Below are 20,799 nucleotides of genomic sequence, written 5' to 3' on the forward strand. Positions count from 1 at the left end.
ATGCCCCGCCGCGGTGATACCGGGGCGGCCGTCGCCGAGGTGCGGGCGCGGCTCGCGCATCTTGGCTATCTCAATTCAGCGCTGGGTGACCAGTTCGACGACGCTCTCGATACAGCAGTGCGCACCTTTCAGCAGGAACGCGGGCTGACAGTCGATGGAATCGTCGGCAATGACACCTTCCGACGGCTCGACGAGGCACGCTGGCGCCTAGGCGACCGCGTCTTGCGATTCCTCCCAGGGCACCTCATGACCGGTGACGATGTCTCCGAATTGCAGAAGCGCCTGAATCAGTTGGGCTTTGACGCCGGTCGTCCCGATGGTGCTTTTGGACCGGATACCGATGCCGCGGTGCGTGAATTTCAACGCAGCGTGGGCGAAGCCGCAGATGGCACCTGCGGGCCAGAGACCTTCCGATCTTTCGAACGACTCGTTCGGACGGTCAGTGGTGGCAATGCTGCTCGACTGCGTGACCCTCTGGCTGTCACTGCTCTGCAGACTGGCATTGCCGACAAGGTCGTCGTCATTGATCCTGGCTTCGTTGAAGACGACCCCGAAGCCAACGCCATCGCACAAGCGATTGCCACGCGCGTGGAGGGTCGACTCGCGGCTTTGGGCACCCAGGTCTTCTTGACCCGCTCCGTTGAGAGTTCACTGCCCACTGATACTTCCCGTGCCGACTTCGCCAACCGCAGCAGCGCTGACTTGATGGTCTCGATTCACTGCGATCGCACAGACAGCCCACTGCCCAACGGCATCGCGACCTACTACTTCGGTGAGCCTGATGACGGCGTGTACTCATACGCCGGTCGAGCTCTGGCAGAGCAATTGCAGGTAGAGCTCTGCGCTCGCACCCGCATGCACAACAACCGTTCCCATGCACGCACCTGGGATCTGCTGCGCATGACGCGAATGCCGGTGGTGCGGGTGGATATCGGGTATCTCTCAAATCCGCACGACGCCGCAAGGCTGATCGACGCCGACCATCAGGATCTCCTAGCAGCGGGCGTAGCGGCAGCAATCAGCCGTTTCTGCATGCCGATTTAGGGCCAGCCGGACCTTCGGCCTATCGTGTGACGTTGTGAGTGGTTCCCGACTTGACCCATGGGTTGATTCCTATGCCCAGCGCACATCTGAGATGCAGGCATCCGAGATCCGTGCGCTGTTCGCCGTTGCCTCTCGACCCGAAGTGGTGTCCCTTGCTGGCGGGATGCCATTCGTCCAAGCACTGAACATGGATCTCATGGCCGAAACCGTCAGCAAACTTTTGCGCGAACGCGGAGCAGTTGCCTTGCAATATGGCTCAGGCCAAGGAGATGTGGGCCTTCGAGAGCAGATTCTCGAAGTGATGGCAGACGTGAAAGTCTCAGCTCACCCCGACGACATCGTGGTGACCACCGGTTCCCAGATGGCTTTGGATCTTGTCACTCGAGTGTTCTGCGATCCAGGCGATGTCGTACTGGTCGAGGCACCTTCCTATGTCGGCGCCTTAGGCGTATTTCGCGCCTATGAGTGCGAAGTCATTCACGTGGCCATGGACGACGAGGGACTCAGTCCCATAGCTTTGGAAGAGGCCATTGCCGCGCTTGCTGCGCGCGGTCGCAAGGCCAAGATGCTCTACACGATTCCCTCCTTCCACAACCCAGCCGGCGTGACTCAAGGTCAGCAGCGACGCAGTGAGGTGCTTGGCATCGCTCAACGCGCCGGCATCTTGTTGCTTGAGGACGACCCTTACGGCCTCCTCGGCTTTGAAGGCGAACCACCGGCAGCCATTCGATCGCACGACGAGGAAGGCGTCATCTACCTGGGCTCCTTCTCCAAGACCATCGCGTCCGGTCTGCGTGTGGGCTGGGCAGTCGCGCCGCATGGAGTCCGCGAGAAGCTCGTGCTGGCAGCCGAATCTGCTGTGCTGTGCCCATCGAACTACAGCCAACTGACGATCTCTGAATACCTGTCCACTCAACCCTGGCGCGAACAGATCAAGTCCTACCGTGAGCTCTATCGCGAGCGTCGTGACGCATTGCTTGAATCCCTCGAGCAGCTCATGCCGGCTGGCACCACTTGGACGACTCCAGCTGGCGGCTTCTACTCCTGGGTGACCCTGCCCAATGGTCTTGATGCAAAGGCCATGCTTCCGCGAGCTGTGACCGCCTTGGTTGCCTATGTTCCGGGCACCGGCTTCTACGTCAATGGCCAAGGGCACGAGCACATGCGCCTGTCGTACTGCTATCCGGAACCTGATCGGATCCGCGAGGGGGTTCGCCGTTTGGCCGGAGTCATCGAGGGCGAGCTTGAGATTGCCGAGACTTTCGGAACGAGCAGTGCACTTCATTCTGATTCGGGATCAGATTCACCCGGTTCCAACGTTCCTGCGCCAAACCTTCAGTAATGCCAACGGTTTTCGAGCACTTCGAGAAAGGATCGAATCAATGTCTTCGTATCTAGTGCTCGCCGGTGGTCTCTCGCCCGAACGCGATGTCTCGCTTCGCTCGGGTCGCCGCGTGGCCGAAGCCCTGCGTCTGAGCACTGATGATGAAGTGCGTGAGGCAGATGTCGATCTGACTCTGCTGAGCCTGCTTGGCAGCCATCGTCCCAGCTGCGTCATTCCGCTGCTGCATGGTGCAGCCGGCGAGGACGGCGCACTGCGTGACGTTCTGACATCCATGGGGCTTGCCTACGTCGGCTCGACTGGGGAAGCTGCGCGTCTGGCTTTCGACAAGCCAGTTGCCAAGACCCTGCTGTCGCGAGCTGGGGTGTCCACGCCCGCCTGCGTTGCACTGCCACACGCCACTTTTCGTGAATTGGGTGCTGCAGACGTCCTGATCGGTATCCGCGACCTTCTTGGCCTGCCACTGATCGTCAAGCCCACCAAGGGTGGCTCCGCCCTTGGGGCATCGCTGGTGAAGTCGGCAGAAGAGTTCCCGTCGGCAATGGTCGGAGCTTTCGCATACAGCGATGTGGCGATGATGGAGCAATGGATAGCGGGAACTGAAGTGGCGATCAGCGTTCTGGAAGGCAATGACGGACTCACAGCACTGCCAGCAGTGGAGATCGTTCCGCAGGCGGAGATGTACGACTACAACTCCCGCTATACCGCTGGCACGACTGAATTCTTCGTCCCCGCGCGACTCAGCGAGGATGTCGCTGCGGAGTGTGCCCGCGTGGCTCTCCTTGCACATGAGGTTCTTGGCTTGCGCGATTGGTCGCGCACCGACCTCATCATCGATGCCTCGGGTACGCCATGGTTCCTGGAGACCAATGCTGCTCCAGGCATGACTGAGACCTCGCTCTTCCCGCAGTCCTTGCATTCGGCGGGCCTGTCTCTTGGCGACACCGTGCTGCAGTTGGTACAGCGGGCAATAGCTCGCGGTTGATTCAACATTCTGCAAAAAGTTGTTGGTATATAAAGGGTATTGACTATCCTGGATCTATAGCGTCAGCGATGCGTCTCAGATCATCAGCATCGGCAACCTCGATCACAATGCGACCTCGAGACTTATTCGAGGCAAGTCCGGTCACGGTTACCCGCGTGTCAAGACGGTCGCTGAGACGAATGCCGATGTCTGAGCGCAGCTCTCCAGTAGGCGTGCTCGTTGATCGAGCCCGCTTGCGCCTGCTGGCCGTACTGGTGTCACCAAGAAGAATGATCTCTTCAACACTGCGGACGCTGAGACCCTCCGCCACGATGCGAGTAGCCAGCGTTTTCATGGCTTCGGGATCCTGCAAGGACAGCAGCGCACGAGCATGTCCGGCGCTGATCACTCCGGCAGCAACTCGCAGTTGCACCTCTGGAGGCAACTTGAGCAGTCGAAGCGTGTTGGTGACCTGCGGCCGTGAACGACCGATGCGGGTGGCCAATTCCTCCTGTGTGCAGCCGAAGTCCTCGAGCAGCTGCTGATAGGCAGCCGCTTCTTCCAAGGGGTTCAGATTCGCCCGATGCAGGTTCTCCAACAATGCATCGCGCAGAAGTGCATCATCATCGGTCTGGCGAATGATGGCCGGAATCACCTTCAGACCAGCAAGCCCACTTGCCCGCCAACGTCGTTCGCCAGCAACCAGCTCATAGCCGGTTCCCGCGGACCGCACCACCACGGGCTGCAGCAGACCGATCGAGGCGATCGAGTTCACCAACTCGGTCAGCGCGTCCTCATCAAAGACCGTCCGTGGTTGGCGCGGGTTGGGCACGATCGCATCGATGGGCAGCTCGGCGTAGCGCAGCCCGTGCACGCTGGCTATTTCGGCTGGCTGTGCCGATGCGGAAGACGGACCATCCATGGTCGCCGATGTCGGGATAAGCGCGCCCAAGCCCTTGCCGAGTCCTCGCTTGGGTGCCTCGCTCATGAAATCTCCGGTGTATAGGTGAATAGATATGTAGGTATATGTACTGCTATGTCTGTGGATAAGCCTGTGGACGAATCTCTGCCAGCTCGGCAGCAGCTTGCCGGTAGGTCAAGGCGCCTGGCGAGGAGGGGTCATAGGTGAGCACTGTCTGACCGTAGGACGGTGCTTCAGACACCCGGACGTTGCGAGGGATCACTGTGCTGAGCACCCGTTCTCCGAAGTGGGTGCGCACTTCCTCGGCCACTTGGGCTGCCAGCCGGGTGCGACCGTCGTACATGGTCAGCAGAATTGCTGATACCTCAAGCTGCGGATTCAGGTGGGTTCGGACCATATCGATCGTCCGCAACAACTGTGAGAGCCCTTCCAGGGCGTAGTACTCGCATTGAATAGGCAGCAGCACCTCACGGGCTGCCACCAGGCCATTGAGCGTCAGCAAGCCCAAGGAAGGTGGGCAATCCAGCAGGACGTAATCGACACTGAGTCCATCAGCGTCGGCCTCCGCCAGATAGGACTCCAGTGCACGCGCCAGTCGGTACTCGCGGGCGACCTGTGACACCAGTTCAATCTCAGCGCCAGCCAGATCGATGGTGGCCGGCACTCCCGACAGATTCGGGATGTCCGGGCAGTTCTGCACGACATCGGCCATTGCAGCGTCGCCGCCAAGCACCTCGTAAATCCCTGGGACTCCCTCGCGGTGATCCAAGCCGAGCGCTGTTGAGGCATTGCCTTGTGGGTCCATGTCGACCAGTAGCACTCGCGCGCCCGTCAGGGCCAGAGCAGCGGCAATATTGACGGCGCTCGTGGTCTTGCCGACACCGCCTTTTTGATTGGCAATGGTGATGACGCGGGTCATGCTGGCCAACCGAGATCTGTGCTCGGTTGGTCGTCTTCCTTGGATGTTTCACGTGAAACAGGCCAGCCCAGCGCCCCATCATCTGGTGGTTCAGGGGCGGACATGGCGGTCATTGTGCCGCACCGAGGTAGGCGCTGACCACCGTAGTTGGCGGATCCACCCATGGAGCTCCGACGTGAATCACCGCGACCTCTCGAAGTTTGAATTGGGCAATGACTTCACCAGCCTCCAGCAACTCATCCTCGGCCTGCTGTCCCTTCAGAGCCAGGAGTCGTCCGCCCTGCTTCAGGAGCGGAATTGTGGAACCCAGGAGCTTGGGCAGTGGAGCGACCGCACGTGCCGTGACCACATCAAAGGCACCCCACTGGGCCTTCACCTCTTCGCCGCGCCCACGGACCACAAGCACCCGTTGCGTCAGACCGAGCTGTGCGACTGCTTCTTGTAGAAAGTTCGCACGACGAAGGAGGGGCTCAATCAACGTGACACTGAGATCTGGTCGGGCCAATGCCCACACCAAGCCAGGCAGGCCCGCGCCGGAGCCGACATCGGCCACTGATGCGCAGGGCCGAACAAGTCCGACTTCTGGATCCGCCACGACAGCTGAGTTCAGCAGGTGGCGAGACCACAGGCGAGGAACCTCACGCGGCCCTATCAAGCCGTGGTCAACCCCGACCGTGGCAAGCAATTCAGCGTAGGCCTGAAGTGCGGAACGCTGCCCTTCGAGCCAGGAGGGAAGTGCTGGATGTTCCACGTGAAACGTTAGCTGACGCGAATGACCACGCGACGCTGTGGCTCATCGCCCTCAGAGGCACTGACCAGGCCTGCTTCGGCAACCGCGTCGTGCACAATCTTGCGCTCAAATGGTGTCATCGGATTCATGCTCACCGGTGCGGCCGTCCGCTGGGCCTCGGCAATAGCGGTCTTGGCTAGCTCCACCAGATCGGCGCGACGCTGGGCCCGAAATCCGGCGATGTCCAGCATCAAGCGTGATCGCTCACCGGTTTCGCGAGCAGCAGCGAGGCGAGTGAGTTCTTGAATTGCGTCCAGAACTTCGCCATTCTCGCCCACTAAATGCGACAAATCACCTGATTTCGCCTCCACGATCGAAATCATCGCTCGGCTGCCATCAATGTCGATATCGATGTCACCATCAAGATCTGCGATGTCCAGCAGGCCCTCAAGATAGTCGGCGGCAGCTTCGCCCTCCTGATCGAGGAGGCTGCGCTTGTCACTTTGCACTTCAGACATTCAATACTCCTACTTGCGCTTGCGTTGGCTTCGGGAGGTCTTCTTCGGCTGGGTTCGAGGTGTGACAGTCTCCTCCACCACTACTCCCTCGATGACCTCATGGGTACTGATGCCCAATTTGCGATTTGCCTTGGCGACGGCCCGTGCTTCCTTGGCCTCAAAGGCTGGCGTACCTGGCTGGGGGTTATTGCGAATGACGTAGAACTGCTGGCCCATTGACCACAGGTTGGTAGTGAACCAGTAGATCAGCACACCAATGGGGAAGTTGATGCCGGAGATCATGAACATGATGGGGAAGACGTACAGAAGGATCTTCTGCTGCTTGACCATCGGGTTGTCCGGAGCGCTGTTCTTCACGATCAGCTGACGCTGGGTCAAGAAGGTGGTCGCGGTCATCAAGATGATCAGAATCACGCAAAGAATGTGAGTGGCCGTGGGGTTGGGAGTGAGGTCTGCAGCCATGAAGGTGCCGTAAAGCGGCACCCCGAAGATCGTGGAGTCATGCATTGAGGGCACGAGGTAGGCGTATTGCGTCCAAGCGAAGGCGCCAGGCCCGACGTACGAGCCATCGGCCACACCTTCGGGGGAGTACTGCGAGACGCCGTTGAGCACACTGAACAAGGCAAAGAAGATGGGAGCCTGCAACAGGATTGGCAGACAGGAAGCCAGTGGATTAGTGCCTGTCTCCTTGTACAGCTTCATCATTTCGGCAGACTGCTTCTCGCGGTCGCCGGCGTACTGCTTTTGAATCGCCTTCATCTGTGGCTGGATGAGTTGCAGGTTTCGCTGCGATTTGATCTGCTTGACGAACAACGGAATCAGCAGGATTCGAATGAAGACGACCAGACCAACGATGGAGAAAGTCCAAGTCCAACCGCTGTCGGGATCGAAGAAGATGCTCAGGAACTGGTGGATCTGGATCAGAACCCAGCTGACCCCGTCCTTCAGCCAATCGAAGATGAACATGGTCTCCCTTGATCCTTCACTGAGTCGGACGACTGCACACGTGGTTGTCCATCCGGAAGTATGTCTGGTCGCCAATGCCCATGATCAGGCACGGGGTCCAGACCACCAGCATTCCATGGGTTGCAGCGCAGCAATCGCCAGGCTGCCAGCCCGAAGCCTTTGATCGCTCCATGTGTACGCACTGAACCCAGCGCATATGCCGAGCAGCTGGGGTGAAAGCGGCAACTGGGCATGAGCATCGGAGACAGTGTCAGTTGATAGGCCCGAATCAGGCCGATCAACGCATACTTCAGGGCACCTCCAAGGGTGTGATCCCAGAGCCACAGCATCTGCTTCATCGCTGAGCCTTGCGTAGCGCAGAGGCCAGCGCCTCAGGAAATTCAACTGCCAGAGTCTGGAATTCAACGGTGGCTGCAGTGGGCAGTGCGCGCACCACGACATTGGTGCCCGCGGGCAAGCTGGGCAGTAGCGGTCGACTCAATGCGCGCAATTGACGGGTGAGGCGGTGCCGGGTCACTGAACCACCTACCTGAGCTCCGACGGTGAAACCGATGCGTGCGGGTTCGTCGACCTGACGGCACAAGAGATGCACCACCAGATTGGTACGGCCAGCGCGGACACCCTGACGGACGGTCGCTTGAAAATCAGCCGACTGCCGCAGCCGAAAGGGCGCGGCAAGCATTAGGCCGAAAGGCGGTCGCGGCCCTTGGTGCGGCGCGCAGCCAGCACAGCACGGCCAGCGCGCGTACGCATGCGCAGCCGAAAGCCGTGCGTCTTTGCGCGACGACGGTTATTGGGCTGGAAGGTGCGCTTCATTGTCTGGCTCCTGCTGGGTCGTAGAAGGGGAAGCTAAGAACCTGCGCCAATGAGCACGATTGATCCCTAGAACTGGGAAAGGGTACGGAGGTAGGGGCCTTCGGGTCAAATGGGTGGTCTGCCCGCTTGTTGACTGGCCGAAAACTTGGCGGATTCCGGGTTTCCTCACTATCGTCCACAGGTCTTGGAACGTAACAGGTCCACACCTGTGGAAACACTTGTGGACAACTGTCACACTCGGGCGACAATAGGCCAAGGAGGCACCGTGGAAGAGACGCGCGAACTGGCTGATGTCTGGCCTGAGGTCCTCGCGACCCTCTCCGAAGGCATCCTCACTCCGCAGCAGCGGGCCTTTGTCGCATTGACTCGTCCACTTGGCCTTGTCGAGGACACCGCTTTGGTCGCCGCACCAAATGAGTTCACCAAGGACGTGCTGGAAACCCGATTGCGCCCGATGGTCGTGGAAGCGCTGACCGCCACCATGGGCCGCGAAGTCCGGCTGGCCGTCACTGTGGATCCCACAATCGACCCGGGCCTGGAAGACGTGACCGACGCGGTAGCCGATGCCACCTATGCCAGCGAGCTGCCCACCCACGTCGCAGAACAAGCCACCCAGCCGTATGTCGAGGCCCGCAACGACGATCGTCCCGGAACTGGCTCACCAACCACAAGGCTTGAAGAAGGTCGGCTGAATGCCAAGTACACCTTCGACACCTTCGTGATTGGGTCCAGCAACCGCTTTGCCCACGCGGCCGCGGTAGCCGTGGCCGAGCAGCCAGCCCGCGCCTACAACCCGCTATTCATCTACGGTGGATCCGGCCTGGGAAAGACGCACCTTCTGCACGCAATTGGCCACTACACCCGCACGCTCTACAAGGGCACTCGTGTTCGATACGTCAGCTCTGAGGAATTCACCAATGAATTCATCAACAGCATCCGCGACGACAAGGCCGCCGCATTCCAACGCCGGTACCGCGATGTTGACGTTCTCCTTGTTGATGATATTCAGTTCCTCAGCGGAAAAGTCCAGACGCAGGAAGAGTTTTTCCATACCTTCAACACTTTGCACAACGCAAACAAGCAGATAGTCATTACTTCGGATTTGCCTCCGAAGCTGCTGCAGGACTTCGAGGATCGGATGCGCTCACGTTTCGAGTGGGGCCTGATCACTGACGTTCAACCACCTGACCTTGAAACCCGCATCGCCATTCTCCGAAAGAAGAGTGTGCAAGAACGACTGGTCGCGCCCCCCGAGGTTCTGGAGTACATCGCTTCCAAGGTGTCCAGCAATATCCGAGAGCTCGAGGGTGCACTCATCCGCGTGACTGCCTTCGCCTCCCTCAATCGCCAGCCAGTTGATATGTCAATCACCGAGGTCGTGCTCAAGGACCTCTTTCCCTCCGAGGCTGGTCCTGAGATCACCGCCGCCCAGATCATGGCTGCTACTGCCTCATATTTCGGGGTGACCGTTGACGACCTCTGCGGTGCCAGCCGTTCCCGCGTCTTGGTCACCGCCAGGCAGATCGCGATGTACTTGTGTCGCGAGCTCACCGACCTTTCACTGCCCAAGATCGGCCAGGCCTTTGGCGGCCGCGATCACACCACGGTGATGCATGCCGACCGCAAGATTCGGCAACTGATGGCTGAGCGGCGCAGTTTGTTCAATCAGGTCAGTGATCTCACTAGCCGCATCAAGTCGCAACCCCGACCGATGTAATGCCCCGCCAGTCACATCTGTCACAACTGTCCCCAACTTTCCCACAGGTGTGGATAGAGCCTGTGGGTAAACCTGTGTATAACCTGCTATTCAGTGGAGATTACTCTCCGATTTCTGTCCCCCTGGCTGTCAAATTTGTCCCCTATCCCCATCAGTGGACATCCTGTGGACAACTTCTCGCCAGCCGGGAACAGTGCCTGAGCAACTGGGGACAACTTGGAGCTCAAATGTGGAAGAAGGCGGCAAGTGACGAAGTTGTCCACGTCATGGACCGATTCATCCCAAGGTCATCCCCAAGGCCCGTGGATGGCCCCACGCCTACTCACCGCGCAAATCGACAGTCATCCCCAGTTTCCACAGGACCTACGACTACTACGACTTCTATAACTATCGATGGAATCAAGAGCCATAAGGTGATGCAACAATCCTCCCCACGCCTGACCGCGCTGAAGTCAAAAGGGGAAGCACCGTGAAGATCCGCGTTGAACGAGACACGCTTGCAGATGCTGTGGCTTGGGCTGCTCGGACTTTGCCGTCTCGACCGTCCTTGCCGGTCCTTGCCGGACTGGTGCTCACCGCTGATGGTGAGGGTCTGACGCTCAGCAGCTTTGACTATGAGGTCTCAGCTCGAGTACTGATCAGCGCCGACATTGAAGAGGCTGGCACCACACTTGTCTCAGGTCGACTCCTGGCTGATATCGCGCGGTCACTGCCAGGAGCACCTGTCACCTTGGCCAGTGAAGGCACTCGCATTGTCATTACTTGCGGTCGTTCTTCCTTCACTTTGCCGACCTTGCCTGTTGAGGATTACCCACAGCTCCCGGCCATGCCGAAGTCGTCAGGTGAGATCAACGCAGCCTTGTTCGCTGAGGCGGTTGCTCAGGTGGCTATTGCTGCGGGTCGTGACGACACATTGCCAACCCTGACCGGCATTCGGATGGAGATTGAAGGTCAGTCGCTTGTGCTTGCCGCCACCGATCGCTACCGGCTCGCAGTGCGCAACTTCACTTGGAACCCGCAGAACTCAGGAATTTCAGCAACCGCACTCATTCCGGCACGCACTCTGGCTGACACTGCAAAGGCGTTGGCAAGTGCTGATCTCGTCACACTTGCACTAGCCGAAGCGGGTGAAGGCCTCATTGGTTTTGAAGGCAACGGACGGCGCACCACAACACGATTGCTGGACGGGGAATTTCCGAAATATCGAACGCTACTCCCAACTGACTCAGCTGCGGTTGCAACAGTTGAGACCTCGGTGCTTGCTGATGCTGTGAAGCGAGTTGCATTGGTTGCCGAACGCAACACACCGGTACGTCTCTCATTTGAAGGATCAGAAGTGATTCTTCGCGCAGGTACTGGTGAAGATGCGCAAGCAAGTGAAGCCGTTGAGTCTGCACTTGATGGCGATGACATTGAGATTGCCTTCAACCCCACGTACCTGCTCGACGGATTAGCAGCCCTTGACGCTCCATACGTGAGCATGTCCTTCACCCAACCCACACGGCCAGCCGTGCTAACAGGTGCTGCAGAAGCCAACTCGGATATGCGTGATGACTACCGCTACTTGCTCATGCCTGTTCGTCTCACCGGCTGAGTGAGTAGCGAGTTGTATGTGGGTTTCACATCTGTCGTTGACAGACTTTCGCTCATATCCACAAGTGAGCATTGATCTCCAACCAGGTGTCACCACATTTGTTGGCCGCAATGGCCAAGGCAAGACCAACCTTGTCGAAGCCATTGGCTATATCGCGACCCTAGGCAGTCATCGCGTTGCCAGTGACGCACCACTGGTGCGCATTGAAACAACCCAAGGCATCATTCGCTGCGCGGTTTCTGCACACGATCGTGAAGCACTTGTGGAGATCGCGATCATTCCCGGCAAGGCGAACAAGGCTCGAGTGAATCGTTCAGCAGTCACTCGAGTGCGCGACATTCTTGGAATCCTGCGTGTTGTTGTATTCGCACCAGAAGACCTCGCCTTGGTGAAGGGGGACCCCTCAGATCGTCGGCGCTTTCTTGATGAGATTTTGGTGCAGCGAACTCCCCGACTGGCCGGCTCCATGAGCGATCTTGATCGGATTCTGAAACAACGCAATGCACTGTTGAAGTCAGCATCGGTTGCTCGTAAGAGCGCAGGACAAGAAATGCTGAGAACTCTGCATGTGTGGGACGAACAACTCGCGACCATCGGTGCTGAGCTGATCGTTGCCCGCCTGGAGCTGCTGGATGTTCTGACTCCACCAGCGGTCCGCGACTACGAGTTCATTGCGCAGGACACCTCTGCTGCGCTTGAGTTGCTTTACGTCTCCAGTCTTGAGTCGGCTCTCGGTGAGCGTCTGCCATCGGCATCACGTGATCGTGGCATCTGGAGTGCTGCACTGCTTGAGGCCATAGAGCTGCGCAGAGCTGAAGAACTCAACCGCGGCATCACTCTTATTGGTCCACATCGAGACGATCTGGCCATCCGCATGGGTCCAGTGCCGGCGAAGGGATACGCCTCACATGGCGAGTCGTGGTCGATTGCGCTGGCACTTCGGCTGGCCTGCTTCGATGTCTTGAAGGCCGATGGGGAGGACCCAGTCCTGATCCTGGATGACGTCTTTGCCGAGTTGGATGTTGCGCGACGGGAGCGGCTCGCTATGCGTCTGGTCAACGCCAATCAAGTGCTCATCACGGCTGCTGTTGACGCCGACATCCCAGCTGAGCTTTCCGGCTCGCGCTTTCGCGTGGATACTGGGAGGGTGACCCATGACCTCTGAGCGAGGCGAAGTTCCGGCGGGCGGGGATGCCGCTGCCAAGGCCTTGAATCGGGCAGTTGGTGCGGGCAAGCAGCGATCCAAATCGCGTGGCAGGCGACCCTCGGGCACTTCTGACAGCCGAGATCCACTGCCTTTGGGTGATGCGGTCGGCGAATTGATCAGCAATCGCGGTTGGACCCGCGAGCGTGCCGGAGCTCAGGTCACGGTCCTGTGGCCGGAGATTGTGGGCGCTGATCTGGCCAGTCATGTTGTCCCGGAGTCCTTCATTGACGGTGTCTTGACCCTGCGGGCTGAGTCCACGACCTGGGCCACCCAGGTTCGGTATCTGCTGCCCACCCTGCGCACCACCATTGATGCTGCAATCGGAGCAGGCGTGGTTACCGATATTCGGATACAGGGCCCACAGGGACCTTCTTGGAAGTCTGGGGCCAGGCACGTCAAGGGCCGCGGGCCTCGCGACACCTACGGCTAGGCCCCACGGCCCAGGCAGCCACTAAGGAAGCAGTTTAGAGGTCGGTTCATACACCAGCCTTTACCCTGGGGGGTCAAGGCGTCCTGGATAGTGCCACGGGCCAATATCTGGCAGTCATGTCACAGATTCGGGGTAGACTTACTGCAATATCTCAGCACCCTTCCCAGCATTCCAGGAGGCCAGTTACCCGTGTCGTATGACGCCAGCGCCATCACCGTGCTCGAAGGTCTGGACGCTGTCCGTAAGCGCCCGGGCATGTACATCGGATCCACCGGTGAGCGAGGCCTGCACCATCTCGTCTACGAGGTCGTGGACAACTCCGTCGACGAGGCGATGGCTGGTTACGCCACCACCATCTCCGTCACACTGCTCGCAGACGGCGGCGTGCGCGTGGTCGACGATGGTCGAGGCATCCCGGTCGACATCGTTGAGAGCGAGGGCCGCCCGGCTGTTGAAGTCGTACTGACCGTGCTGCACGCCGGTGGAAAGTTCGGCGGTGGCGGTTACACCGTCTCCGGCGGACTTCATGGCGTCGGCATCTCTGTGGTCAACGCGCTCTCGCGCACCTTAGACGTCGAAGTTCGTCTCAACGGCCGCGTGCATCGTCAGTCCTATCTGCACGGAGTCCCACAGGCTGACCTCGCCATTGGTGAGGCCACAGACCTGACCGGAACCACGGTCACCTTCTGGGCTGACGCGGAGATCTTCGAGACCACCACGTACGACTTCACTACCTTGTCGCGTCGCTTCCAGGAGATGGCCTTCCTCAACAAGGGCCTGACCATTGAGCTCACTGATGAACGCGCAGCGGTGGTTCGCCCTTCGCTTTCCAGCGAAGAGGCCGAAGCCAGCGCTGCGTTGGCAACAATTGAGAGAGAAGATGAAGAGCAGCGAGTCCGCAGTGTGCGCTACCGCTACGACGGTGGGATCTCGGATTTCGTCCAGCACATCAATGCCAGCAAGGGTGCTGCGCATCAGCACGTCATCTACGTCGAGACCGAGGCCGACACAGATGAGCGACGGATGAGCGCTGAGATAGCGATGCAGTGGAACAACACTTACGCAGAGTCGGTCTATACCTTCGCCAACACCATCAACACAACCGAAGGTGGCACGCACGAAGAGGGTTTCCGTTCGGCGATGACCACCCTTGTCAACAAGTTCGCGCGCGAGTGGAACATTCTCAAGGAGAAGGACATCAACCTCTCCGGCGAGGACGTACGTGAAGGTTTGACGGCAATCATCAGCGTGAAGCTCGCAGAGCCGCAGTTCGAAGGTCAGACCAAGACCAAACTTGGCAACACTGAGATGAAGGCATTCGTTCAAAAGGCAGTCAATGATCAGCTCGGTGCCTGGTTTGAACAACACCCCAGCGAGGGCAAGGAGATTGCCCGCAAGGCGGTCAATGCGGCAACCGCTCGTATCGCTGCCCGCAAGGCGCGTGATCTGGCTCGTAATCGCAAGGGTCTGCTCGGCGGAGCCGGTATGCCGGGCAAGTTGATTGACTGTTCCAGTCGTGAGCCTGAAGAGTGCGAGATATTCATTGTCGAAGGTGACTCAGCTGGCGGCTCGGCTCGTCAAGGTCGCGATCCGCGCATTCAAGCGATCCTGCCGATTCGCGGAAAGATCCTGAACGTTGAGAAGGCACGCATCGACAAGGTGTTGGCCAATACCGAAGTGCAGGCACTTGTGTCAGCCTTCGGTACTGGGATCCAAGATGAGTTCGACATCAACCGGCTGCGATACCACAAGGTCGTACTGATGGCCGATGCTGACGTCGATGGTCAGCACATCACCACCTTGCTTCTGACGCTTCTCTTTCGATTCCTGCGGCCGCTGGTAGATCTGGGTCACGTCTTCTTGTCGCAGCCACCGCTCTACAAGATCAAGTGGTCACGAGACGATGCAGCGTTTGCCTACTCTGATCGTGAGCGCGACGGCATCATCGAAGCCGGTATTGCCGCAGGCAAGCGCCTGCCTAAGGACGAAGCCATTCAGCGATACAAGGGCCTTGGCGAGATGAATGCCGATGAGCTGTGGGACACCACCATGGATCCCGCAAACAGAGTGCTTCAGCAGATCACTCTTGATGATGCAGCGCAGGCTGACGAAATGTTCAGCGTACTCATGGGCGAAGACGTCGAGTCCCGCCGCAATTTCATTCAGCAGAACGCACGCGACGTGCGTTTCCTCGACATCTAGTTTCAGGAGTTCAGCGTGTCTGAAGACACTGAAGTAATCAGTTCACACGGTCGGATCGAGCCTGTTGATCTTCAGACGGAGATGCAGCGTTCCTACCTCGAGTACTCGATGTCGGTCATCGTCTCTCGCGCACTGCCCGATGTGCGCGATGGTCTCAAGCCGGTGCACCGCCGCGTGCTGTATGCGATGTACGACGGCGGCTACCGTCCAGACCGCAACTTCTCCAAGAGCGCGCGTGTGGTCGGCGATGTCATGGGCAGTTATCACCCACACGGCGACAGTGCCATCTATGACGCACTCGTACGCCTGGCCCAGCCTTGGTCGCTGCGCTACCCGCTGGTGCAAGGACAGGGCAACTTCGGATCACCCGGCAACGATCCGCCAGCTGCCCAGCGCTACACCGAATGTCGCATGGCCCCGCTCGCCATGGAGATGGTGCGCGACATCGACGAAGAGACGGTCGACTTCGGTCCGAACTACGACGGCCGCACTCAAGAGCCACTCGTCTTGCCGAGCCGTTTTCCCAATCTGCTTGTCAATGGCAGTTCGGGCATCGCAGTCGGCATGGCCACGAACATTCCGCCGCACAACCTGCGTGAAATTGCAGCTGCCGCGCAATGGGTACTCGCAAATCCAGATGCCACCACTGATGAGCGCATGACAGCACTCCTGGAGATTGTCAAGGGCCCTGATTTCCCCACAGGCGCGCTGATTGTTGGACGCAAGGGCATCGAAGATGCCTACCGCACCGGTCGAGGTTCGATCACGATGCGCGCAGTGGTCACAGTCGATGAAGACGCTCGTGGCCGCCAGGTACTCATTGTCACCCAGTTGCCGTACCAGGTGAACCCCGACAACCTTCTGCTGCGCGTTGCCGAGCTTGTCGGTGACGGAAAGCTCACTGGCATTTCAGATGTGCGTGATGATTCAAGCTCGCGCACTGGAATGCGTCTGGTCTTTGAACTCAAGCGCGATGCTGTTGCGCAGGTTGTCCTGAACCAACTGTTCAAGCACACGCAGTTGCAGGATAATTTCGGCGCCAACATGCTTGCCCTGGTCGATGGCGTGCCACGCACCCTCACACTTGAGGCCTTCATCCGCTACTGGGTGACGCACCAGGTTGAGGTCATCCAACGCCGTACGCGCTATCGCTTGCGCAAGGCCGAAGAGCGCGCACACATTCTGCGCGGCTACCTCAAGGCACTGGATGCCCTCGACGAGGTCATCGCTCTGATTCGCGCGTCGGCAACTGTCGACGATGCGCGCACCGGGTTGATGGAACTGCTCGAGATCGACGAAGTCCAGGCAACGGCCATTCTGGACATGCAGCTGCGTCGCCTCGCGGCCCTGGAGCATCAGAAGATCGTTGATGAGTACGAAGACCTGATGACCAAGATCGCTGACTACAACGACATCCTCAGCAATGAGCCTCGTCAGCGTTCGATCATCTCTGAAGAACTCGCAGAGATCACCGAGAAGTTCGGTGATGATCGCCGAACAGACTTTGTCGCCTGGGATGGCGACGTCACTGACGAAGACCTCATCGCTGTTGAGGATGTTGTGCTCACCATTACTTCAGGTGGGTATGCAAAGCGCACCAAGGCCGAGCTCTATCGCGAGCAACGTCGGGGCGGCAAGGGAGTCAAGGGTGCTGCACTTCGCCAGGATGATGTGGTCGAGCACATGTTCGTCACCACCACGCACCATTGGCTGCTGTTCTTTACCAATAAGGGACGCGTCTACCGCGCGAAGGCCTATCAGCTACCTGAAGCTGGTCGCGACGCGCGCGGCCAACATGTAGCCAACCTGCTGGCCTTCCAACCTGACGAGACTATCGCCCAGGTGCTGGCAATCGCTGACTACGAGGCCGGTGAGCATCTGGTGCTGGCAACGCTCAAGGGCATGGTCAAGAAGACCAGGCTTTCCGACTACGACACCAATCGCACCGGTGGCATCATCGCAATCAATCTTGCAGATGACGATGAGTTGATTTCGGCACAATTGGTGTCCGAAAACGATCACCTCATGCTGTTCTCTCGCAAGGGCATGTCTGCGCGCTTTGATGCCAAGGATGAGACCCTGCGACCGATGGGTCGTGCCACCAGTGGCGTCATCGGTATGCGATTCCGTGGCCAGGACTCGTTACTGGCCATGGATGTGGCTCGCGATGGCGCATACGTCGTAACCATCACTGATGGCGGGTACGCCAAGCGCACTGCTATCACTGAGTGGGCGCCCAAAGGCCGAGGCATTCTTGGCGTGCGCGCGATGAGACTGGTCGAGGAGCGTGGTTCGCTAGTAGGCGCCTTGGTCTGCGATGAGGGTGATCAGATCTTTGCCATCGCATCCAATGGCGTGGTTATTCGCACAAGCGTGGATCAGGTCCGACCTTCTGGACGTGACACCATGGGGGTTCGCCTGATGAACCTCGCTGACGGCGACGCCATCGTGGCGGTTGCTCGTGGCCAGGAGGCAGAAGACCTGGCCGAGGATGAACTCACTGACGAAGCCACAGAAGTCCAAGTTGAGCCTCTGGATCAGGTCACTGAAGCCGTCACTGACCCTGCTGAGCCAAGCGACTAACGCCCCGGCGCAGTGCCTGTTCTAGATCAGGTACTGTTTCACCCCGCGCCTCGGAGCAATGCCAATTGCCTTGCGGTTCGGAACGGGCCTATAGCTCAGCTTGGTTAGAGCGCTTCCCTGATAAGGAAGAGGTCGATGGTTCAAGTCCATCTAGGCCCACGTGAAAAAACTATTAGTGCTCGGAATCGTTGTCGGGGTCGCTTACTTCGCCTACAAGCAGTACTTGGCGAATCAGGATGAGGCCGATCTTTGGTCAGAGCCAACACAGGAACCTGATCTACGATAAGTAGTTCTCAGGGGGTTTAGCTCAGTTGGTAGAGCGCTGCCTTTGCAAGGCAGAAGTCAGGAGTTCGAGTCTCCTAACCTCCACTTCGTTCGCCCGAATGCAAGGGCACCCATCGTCCAGAGCTCTCTCATGACAGGATCAAGCCATGACTTCAACAGCCACGCTGCACACCAATAAGGGTGACATCCGTATCAACCTGTTCGACAACCACGCACCCAAGACCGTGAACAATTTCACCGGCCTTGCTGACGGGTCAATCGAATGGACCAACCCAAAGACTGGCGAGAAGTCCTCGACACCCCTGTATGACGGCGTGATCTTTCACCGTGTCATTCCCGGCTTCATGATCCAAGGTGGCGACCCGCTTGGCACCGGTACCGGTGGCCCGGGTTACAAGTTCGCTGATGAATTCCATCCAGAACTCAGCTTTGATCGACCCTATCTCCTGGCCATGGCCAACGCGGGCCCTAATACCAACGGCTCGCAGTTCTTCATCACCGTGGGAGCCACGACCTGGTTGAACTTCAAGCACACCATCTTCGGTGAGGTCGCTGATCAGGAGTCTCGCGATGTCGTCGACTCGATCACCTCTTCACCCATCGGCCCGCAGGACCGTCCCCTGGAGCCGATTGTCATCAACTCGGTCACCGTCACTCGCGCCTAGTCATCGATGACTGAGCCAGCAGGGGAGCCTGCCGGCCCAGTGTGCTATCGGCATCCGGAGCGGGTGACCTATATCCATTGCGGCCGCTGCGGTCAGCCCATCTGCACGGAGTGCATGATCCCGGCGCCGGTGGGATTTCAATGTCCATCGTGCGTGGACAAAGCCGAAACTGTGCATGTGATCACGGCTCTTGGGGCGCCCGTGATCTCCAAGCCGTACCTGACCTACGGCTTGATCGGCATCAATATCGCGGTGTTCCTGCTGCAGCTGTCGATCGGGGTTGACCAATCCGCCTCGAACTGGGGTATGTGGCCAATTGGGATCGCGGCCAATGGTGACTACTGGTCATTGCTGACCAGTGCTTTCCTGCATGGATCAATCCTGCACATCGCCTTCAACATGTATGTGCTGTTCGTGATGGGTCCTACCCTGGAACGAGTCCTTGGCCATGCTCGGTTCGCCGTGCTGTACTTGCTTTCAGCGCTGGGTGGGGCAATGGCCTCCTACTCCTTCTCGGAAATCAATACCGTGTCCGTAGGCGCTAGCGGTGCCATCTTCGGGCTCATGGGCGCCTTTGTCGTGGCTGGTCGGCGACTGAGGTACGACATCACTCAAGTGCTCGTGCTGTTGGCGATCAACCTGGCCTTTGGGTTCATCCAGCCCAATGTGGACTGGCGTGCGCATCTGGGTGGGCTCGTCGTGGGAGCACTGGTGGCGGCCATCTTTGTCTTCGCCCCTCGCCGCAACCAAGTGCTGTGGCAGACCATCGGATGTCTGGGCCTGCTCGCATTCCTGCTTGTCGCAACGCTGGTGCGCACCTCACAGGTCCAGGATCTGCTCGCGCCCTTTGTCCCAGGCCTGCAGACGTAGTTATCCACATACTTTTCCACAGCTGTGGAGAATTACAGCCGTGTAAGTCTCCTATCGAGGAGCTATCGCCACTTCGTGGATAAGAAGAATCCAACGATGATGAAACCGAAGCCAATGCCGATATTTACCAGATTGCTCAGATCGCGCATGATCGGAATCTGCGACCCGGCGATGTAGAACACCACGATGTAGATCAGGCCCACGATGAAGCAGGCCACCATGAGGGGGGCCAGCCATCGGGGCGAACCAAGGCGCGCGACCTTGCGCTCGCCCATGGTGGGCGGCGGGGTGTACCCGTTGTCCTTCTTGCGTCGCTTGGACTCTGGCACTGTGGTGACCCTCCTGTGAGCGAGCCGGCTCCGTTGAAGCCGACCTTGTGCTGAGAAGATACCGGTATGACCCGGATCTTGGTTGTGGACAACTATGACTCCTTCGTCTTCAACCTGGTGCAGTACCTCGCCCAACTTGGCGCAGAGGTCACTGTGCGGCGAAATGACGACGTCACTCCTGCTGAGGCCCTTGGCTATGACGGAGCGCTGCTCTCGCCAGGTCCTGGTACACCCGAGGACGCCGGTGTCTGCATCGCCATTGTTCAGGAATGTGGTGGCCAGTTGCCGATCCTGGGTGTGTGCCTTGGGCATCAGGCGATCGGCGTTGCCTTTGGTGCCACTGTCGGTCGCGCTCCTGAACTACTGCACGGCAAAGTCTCTCTCGTGCACCACCGAGACATCGGTGTGATGCAGGGGCTACCTGACCCCTTCACGGCCACGAGATATCACTCACTGGCCATTGACCCGGCAACCATGCCCGATGAACTTGAGATCACTGGCCAGACTGACAGCGGCGTGATTATGGGTGTGCGTCACCGTTCGCTGCCGATCGAGGGAGTGCAGTTTCACCCTGAGTCAGTGCTCACTGAAGGCGGGCATCGGATGCTGGCCAACTGGCTTGCCGAGTGCGGCGATATCAATGCTGTTGCGAACAGTGCCGGCCTTGCGCCGGTTGTGCACCACTAGCGGCGCTTG

21 protein-coding genes, 2 tRNA genes and 1 pseudogene are annotated in these 20,799 nt (G+C 58.9%); 15 read left to right on the forward strand and 9 right to left on the reverse strand.

What is annotated here, in order from left to right:
• The 3 genes from Q8M73_02145 to Q8M73_02155 all read left to right on the forward strand — a co-directional run bounded on the left by Q8M73_02145 (window position 1) and on the right by Q8M73_02155 (window position 3,371).
• Window positions 1-1,044, forward strand: a complete 1,044-nt coding sequence (locus tag Q8M73_02145; GenBank protein MDP2287353.1) for a peptidoglycan-binding protein — start codon at window positions 1-3, stop codon at window positions 1,042-1,044.
• A 91-nt stretch (window positions 1,045-1,135) separates the two neighbouring features.
• On the forward strand, window positions 1,136-2,386 hold the full coding sequence (locus tag Q8M73_02150) for a PLP-dependent aminotransferase family protein (protein ID MDP2287354.1): 1,251 nt from the start codon (window positions 1,136-1,138) through the stop codon (window positions 2,384-2,386).
• A gap of 40 nt (window positions 2,387-2,426) precedes the next feature.
• Window positions 2,427-3,371 carry a D-alanine--D-alanine ligase gene (locus tag Q8M73_02155; GenBank protein ID MDP2287355.1) on the forward strand — a complete coding sequence of 315 codons (945 nt, stop codon included), beginning with the start codon at window positions 2,427-2,429 and terminating at the stop codon, window positions 3,369-3,371.
• A gap of 43 nt (window positions 3,372-3,414) precedes the next feature.
• Here the strand turns inward: Q8M73_02155 and Q8M73_02160 are convergent, their stop codons facing one another.
• The 8 genes and pseudogenes from Q8M73_02160 to rpmH all read right to left on the reverse strand — a co-directional run bounded on the left by Q8M73_02160 (window position 3,415) and on the right by rpmH (window position 8,221).
• Window positions 3,415-4,338 (reverse strand): ParB/RepB/Spo0J family partition protein, encoded by a 924-nt coding sequence (locus tag Q8M73_02160; GenBank protein MDP2287356.1) that lies wholly within the window; start codon window positions 4,336-4,338, stop codon window positions 3,415-3,417.
• A 46-nt stretch (window positions 4,339-4,384) separates the two neighbouring features.
• On the reverse strand, window positions 4,385-5,191 hold the full coding sequence (locus Q8M73_02165; protein ID MDP2287357.1) for a ParA family protein: 807 nt from the start codon (window positions 5,189-5,191) through the stop codon (window positions 4,385-4,387).
• A 136-nt stretch (window positions 5,192-5,327) separates the two neighbouring features.
• A pseudogene (rsmG, locus tag Q8M73_02170) lies at window positions 5,328-5,942 on the reverse strand (16S rRNA (guanine(527)-N(7))-methyltransferase RsmG).
• An 8-nt stretch (window positions 5,943-5,950) separates the two neighbouring features.
• Window positions 5,951-6,439, reverse strand: coding sequence for a R3H domain-containing nucleic acid-binding protein (locus Q8M73_02175; protein ID MDP2287358.1), 489 nt, complete (start codon window positions 6,437-6,439; stop codon window positions 5,951-5,953).
• A 9-nt stretch (window positions 6,440-6,448) separates the two neighbouring features.
• Window positions 6,449-7,405 carry a membrane protein insertase YidC gene (gene yidC, locus Q8M73_02180; protein MDP2287359.1) on the reverse strand — a complete coding sequence of 319 codons (957 nt, stop codon included), beginning with the start codon at window positions 7,403-7,405 and terminating at the stop codon, window positions 6,449-6,451.
• On the reverse strand, window positions 7,384-7,638 hold the full coding sequence (gene yidD / locus Q8M73_02185; GenBank protein ID MDP2287360.1) for a membrane protein insertion efficiency factor YidD: 255 nt from the start codon (window positions 7,636-7,638) through the stop codon (window positions 7,384-7,386). Before yidD ends, yidC begins: the two co-directional genes overlap by 22 nt.
• A gap of 101 nt (window positions 7,639-7,739) precedes the next feature.
• The gene (gene rnpA / locus Q8M73_02190; GenBank protein MDP2287361.1) at window positions 7,740-8,087 is read right to left on the reverse strand and encodes a ribonuclease P protein component; all 348 of its coding nucleotides are present in this window, start codon (window positions 8,085-8,087) and stop codon (window positions 7,740-7,742) included.
• On the reverse strand, window positions 8,087-8,221 hold the full coding sequence (gene rpmH / locus Q8M73_02195) for a 50S ribosomal protein L34 (GenBank protein MDP2287362.1): 135 nt from the start codon (window positions 8,219-8,221) through the stop codon (window positions 8,087-8,089). Before rpmH ends, rnpA begins: the two co-directional genes overlap by 1 nt.
• A 265-nt stretch (window positions 8,222-8,486) precedes the next feature.
• On the opposite strand from rpmH, the gene dnaA reads away from it, so the two are divergent.
• The 11 genes from dnaA to Q8M73_02250 all read left to right on the forward strand — a co-directional run bounded on the left by dnaA (window position 8,487) and on the right by Q8M73_02250 (window position 19,774).
• Window positions 8,487-9,938 carry a chromosomal replication initiator protein DnaA gene (dnaA, locus tag Q8M73_02200; protein ID MDP2287363.1) on the forward strand — a complete coding sequence of 484 codons (1,452 nt, stop codon included), beginning with the start codon at window positions 8,487-8,489 and terminating at the stop codon, window positions 9,936-9,938.
• Between the two features lie 469 nt (window positions 9,939-10,407).
• Window positions 10,408-11,532 (forward strand): DNA polymerase III subunit beta, encoded by a 1,125-nt coding sequence (dnaN, locus tag Q8M73_02205; protein ID MDP2287364.1) that lies wholly within the window; start codon window positions 10,408-10,410, stop codon window positions 11,530-11,532.
• A 16-nt stretch (window positions 11,533-11,548) separates the two neighbouring features.
• Entirely contained in the window at window positions 11,549-12,697 is a 1,149-nt protein-coding gene (recF, locus tag Q8M73_02210) for a DNA replication/repair protein RecF (GenBank protein ID MDP2287365.1), read from the forward strand.
• Complete coding sequence (locus Q8M73_02215) at window positions 12,687-13,169, forward strand: DciA family protein (GenBank protein ID MDP2287366.1); 483 nt, start codon at window positions 12,687-12,689, stop codon at window positions 13,167-13,169. Before recF ends, Q8M73_02215 begins: the two co-directional genes overlap by 11 nt.
• 141 nt (window positions 13,170-13,310) lie before the next feature.
• Window positions 13,311-15,371: a DNA topoisomerase (ATP-hydrolyzing) subunit B gene (gyrB, locus tag Q8M73_02220; protein ID MDP2287367.1), complete on the forward strand. Its 2,061-nt coding sequence runs from the start codon at window positions 13,311-13,313 to the stop codon at window positions 15,369-15,371.
• A 15-nt stretch (window positions 15,372-15,386) separates the two neighbouring features.
• Window positions 15,387-17,954: a DNA gyrase subunit A gene (gyrA, locus tag Q8M73_02225; protein ID MDP2287368.1), complete on the forward strand. Its 2,568-nt coding sequence runs from the start codon at window positions 15,387-15,389 to the stop codon at window positions 17,952-17,954.
• Window positions 17,955-18,038: 84 nt separating this feature from the next.
• Window positions 18,039-18,113: transfer RNA gene (locus Q8M73_02230), tRNA-Ile, on the forward strand.
• Window positions 18,114-18,129: 16 nt separating this feature from the next.
• Window positions 18,130-18,240, forward strand: coding sequence for a DLW-39 family protein (locus tag Q8M73_02235; protein MDP2287369.1), 111 nt, complete (start codon window positions 18,130-18,132; stop codon window positions 18,238-18,240).
• Window positions 18,241-18,250: 10 nt separating this feature from the next.
• Window positions 18,251-18,323 (forward strand) — tRNA-Ala (locus Q8M73_02240).
• 62 nt (window positions 18,324-18,385) lie between these two features.
• On the forward strand, window positions 18,386-18,904 hold the full coding sequence (locus tag Q8M73_02245; GenBank protein MDP2287370.1) for a peptidylprolyl isomerase: 519 nt from the start codon (window positions 18,386-18,388) through the stop codon (window positions 18,902-18,904).
• 153 nt (window positions 18,905-19,057) lie between these two features.
• Window positions 19,058-19,774: a rhomboid family intramembrane serine protease gene (locus tag Q8M73_02250; protein MDP2287371.1), complete on the forward strand. Its 717-nt coding sequence runs from the start codon at window positions 19,058-19,060 to the stop codon at window positions 19,772-19,774.
• A 62-nt stretch (window positions 19,775-19,836) separates the two neighbouring features.
• Here the strand turns inward: Q8M73_02250 and Q8M73_02255 are convergent, their stop codons facing one another.
• Complete coding sequence (locus tag Q8M73_02255) at window positions 19,837-20,103, reverse strand: cell division protein CrgA (protein MDP2287372.1); 267 nt, start codon at window positions 20,101-20,103, stop codon at window positions 19,837-19,839.
• 66 nt (window positions 20,104-20,169) lie between these two features.
• On the opposite strand from Q8M73_02255, the gene Q8M73_02260 reads away from it, so the two are divergent.
• Complete coding sequence (locus Q8M73_02260) at window positions 20,170-20,790, forward strand: aminodeoxychorismate/anthranilate synthase component II (GenBank protein ID MDP2287373.1); 621 nt, start codon at window positions 20,170-20,172, stop codon at window positions 20,788-20,790.
• Window positions 20,791-20,799: the final 9 nt, after the last annotated feature.

It is taken from the genome of Actinomycetota bacterium (assembly GCA_030684515.1).
Taxonomy (GTDB): Bacteria; Actinomycetota; Actinomycetes; order S36-B12; family S36-B12; genus UBA11398.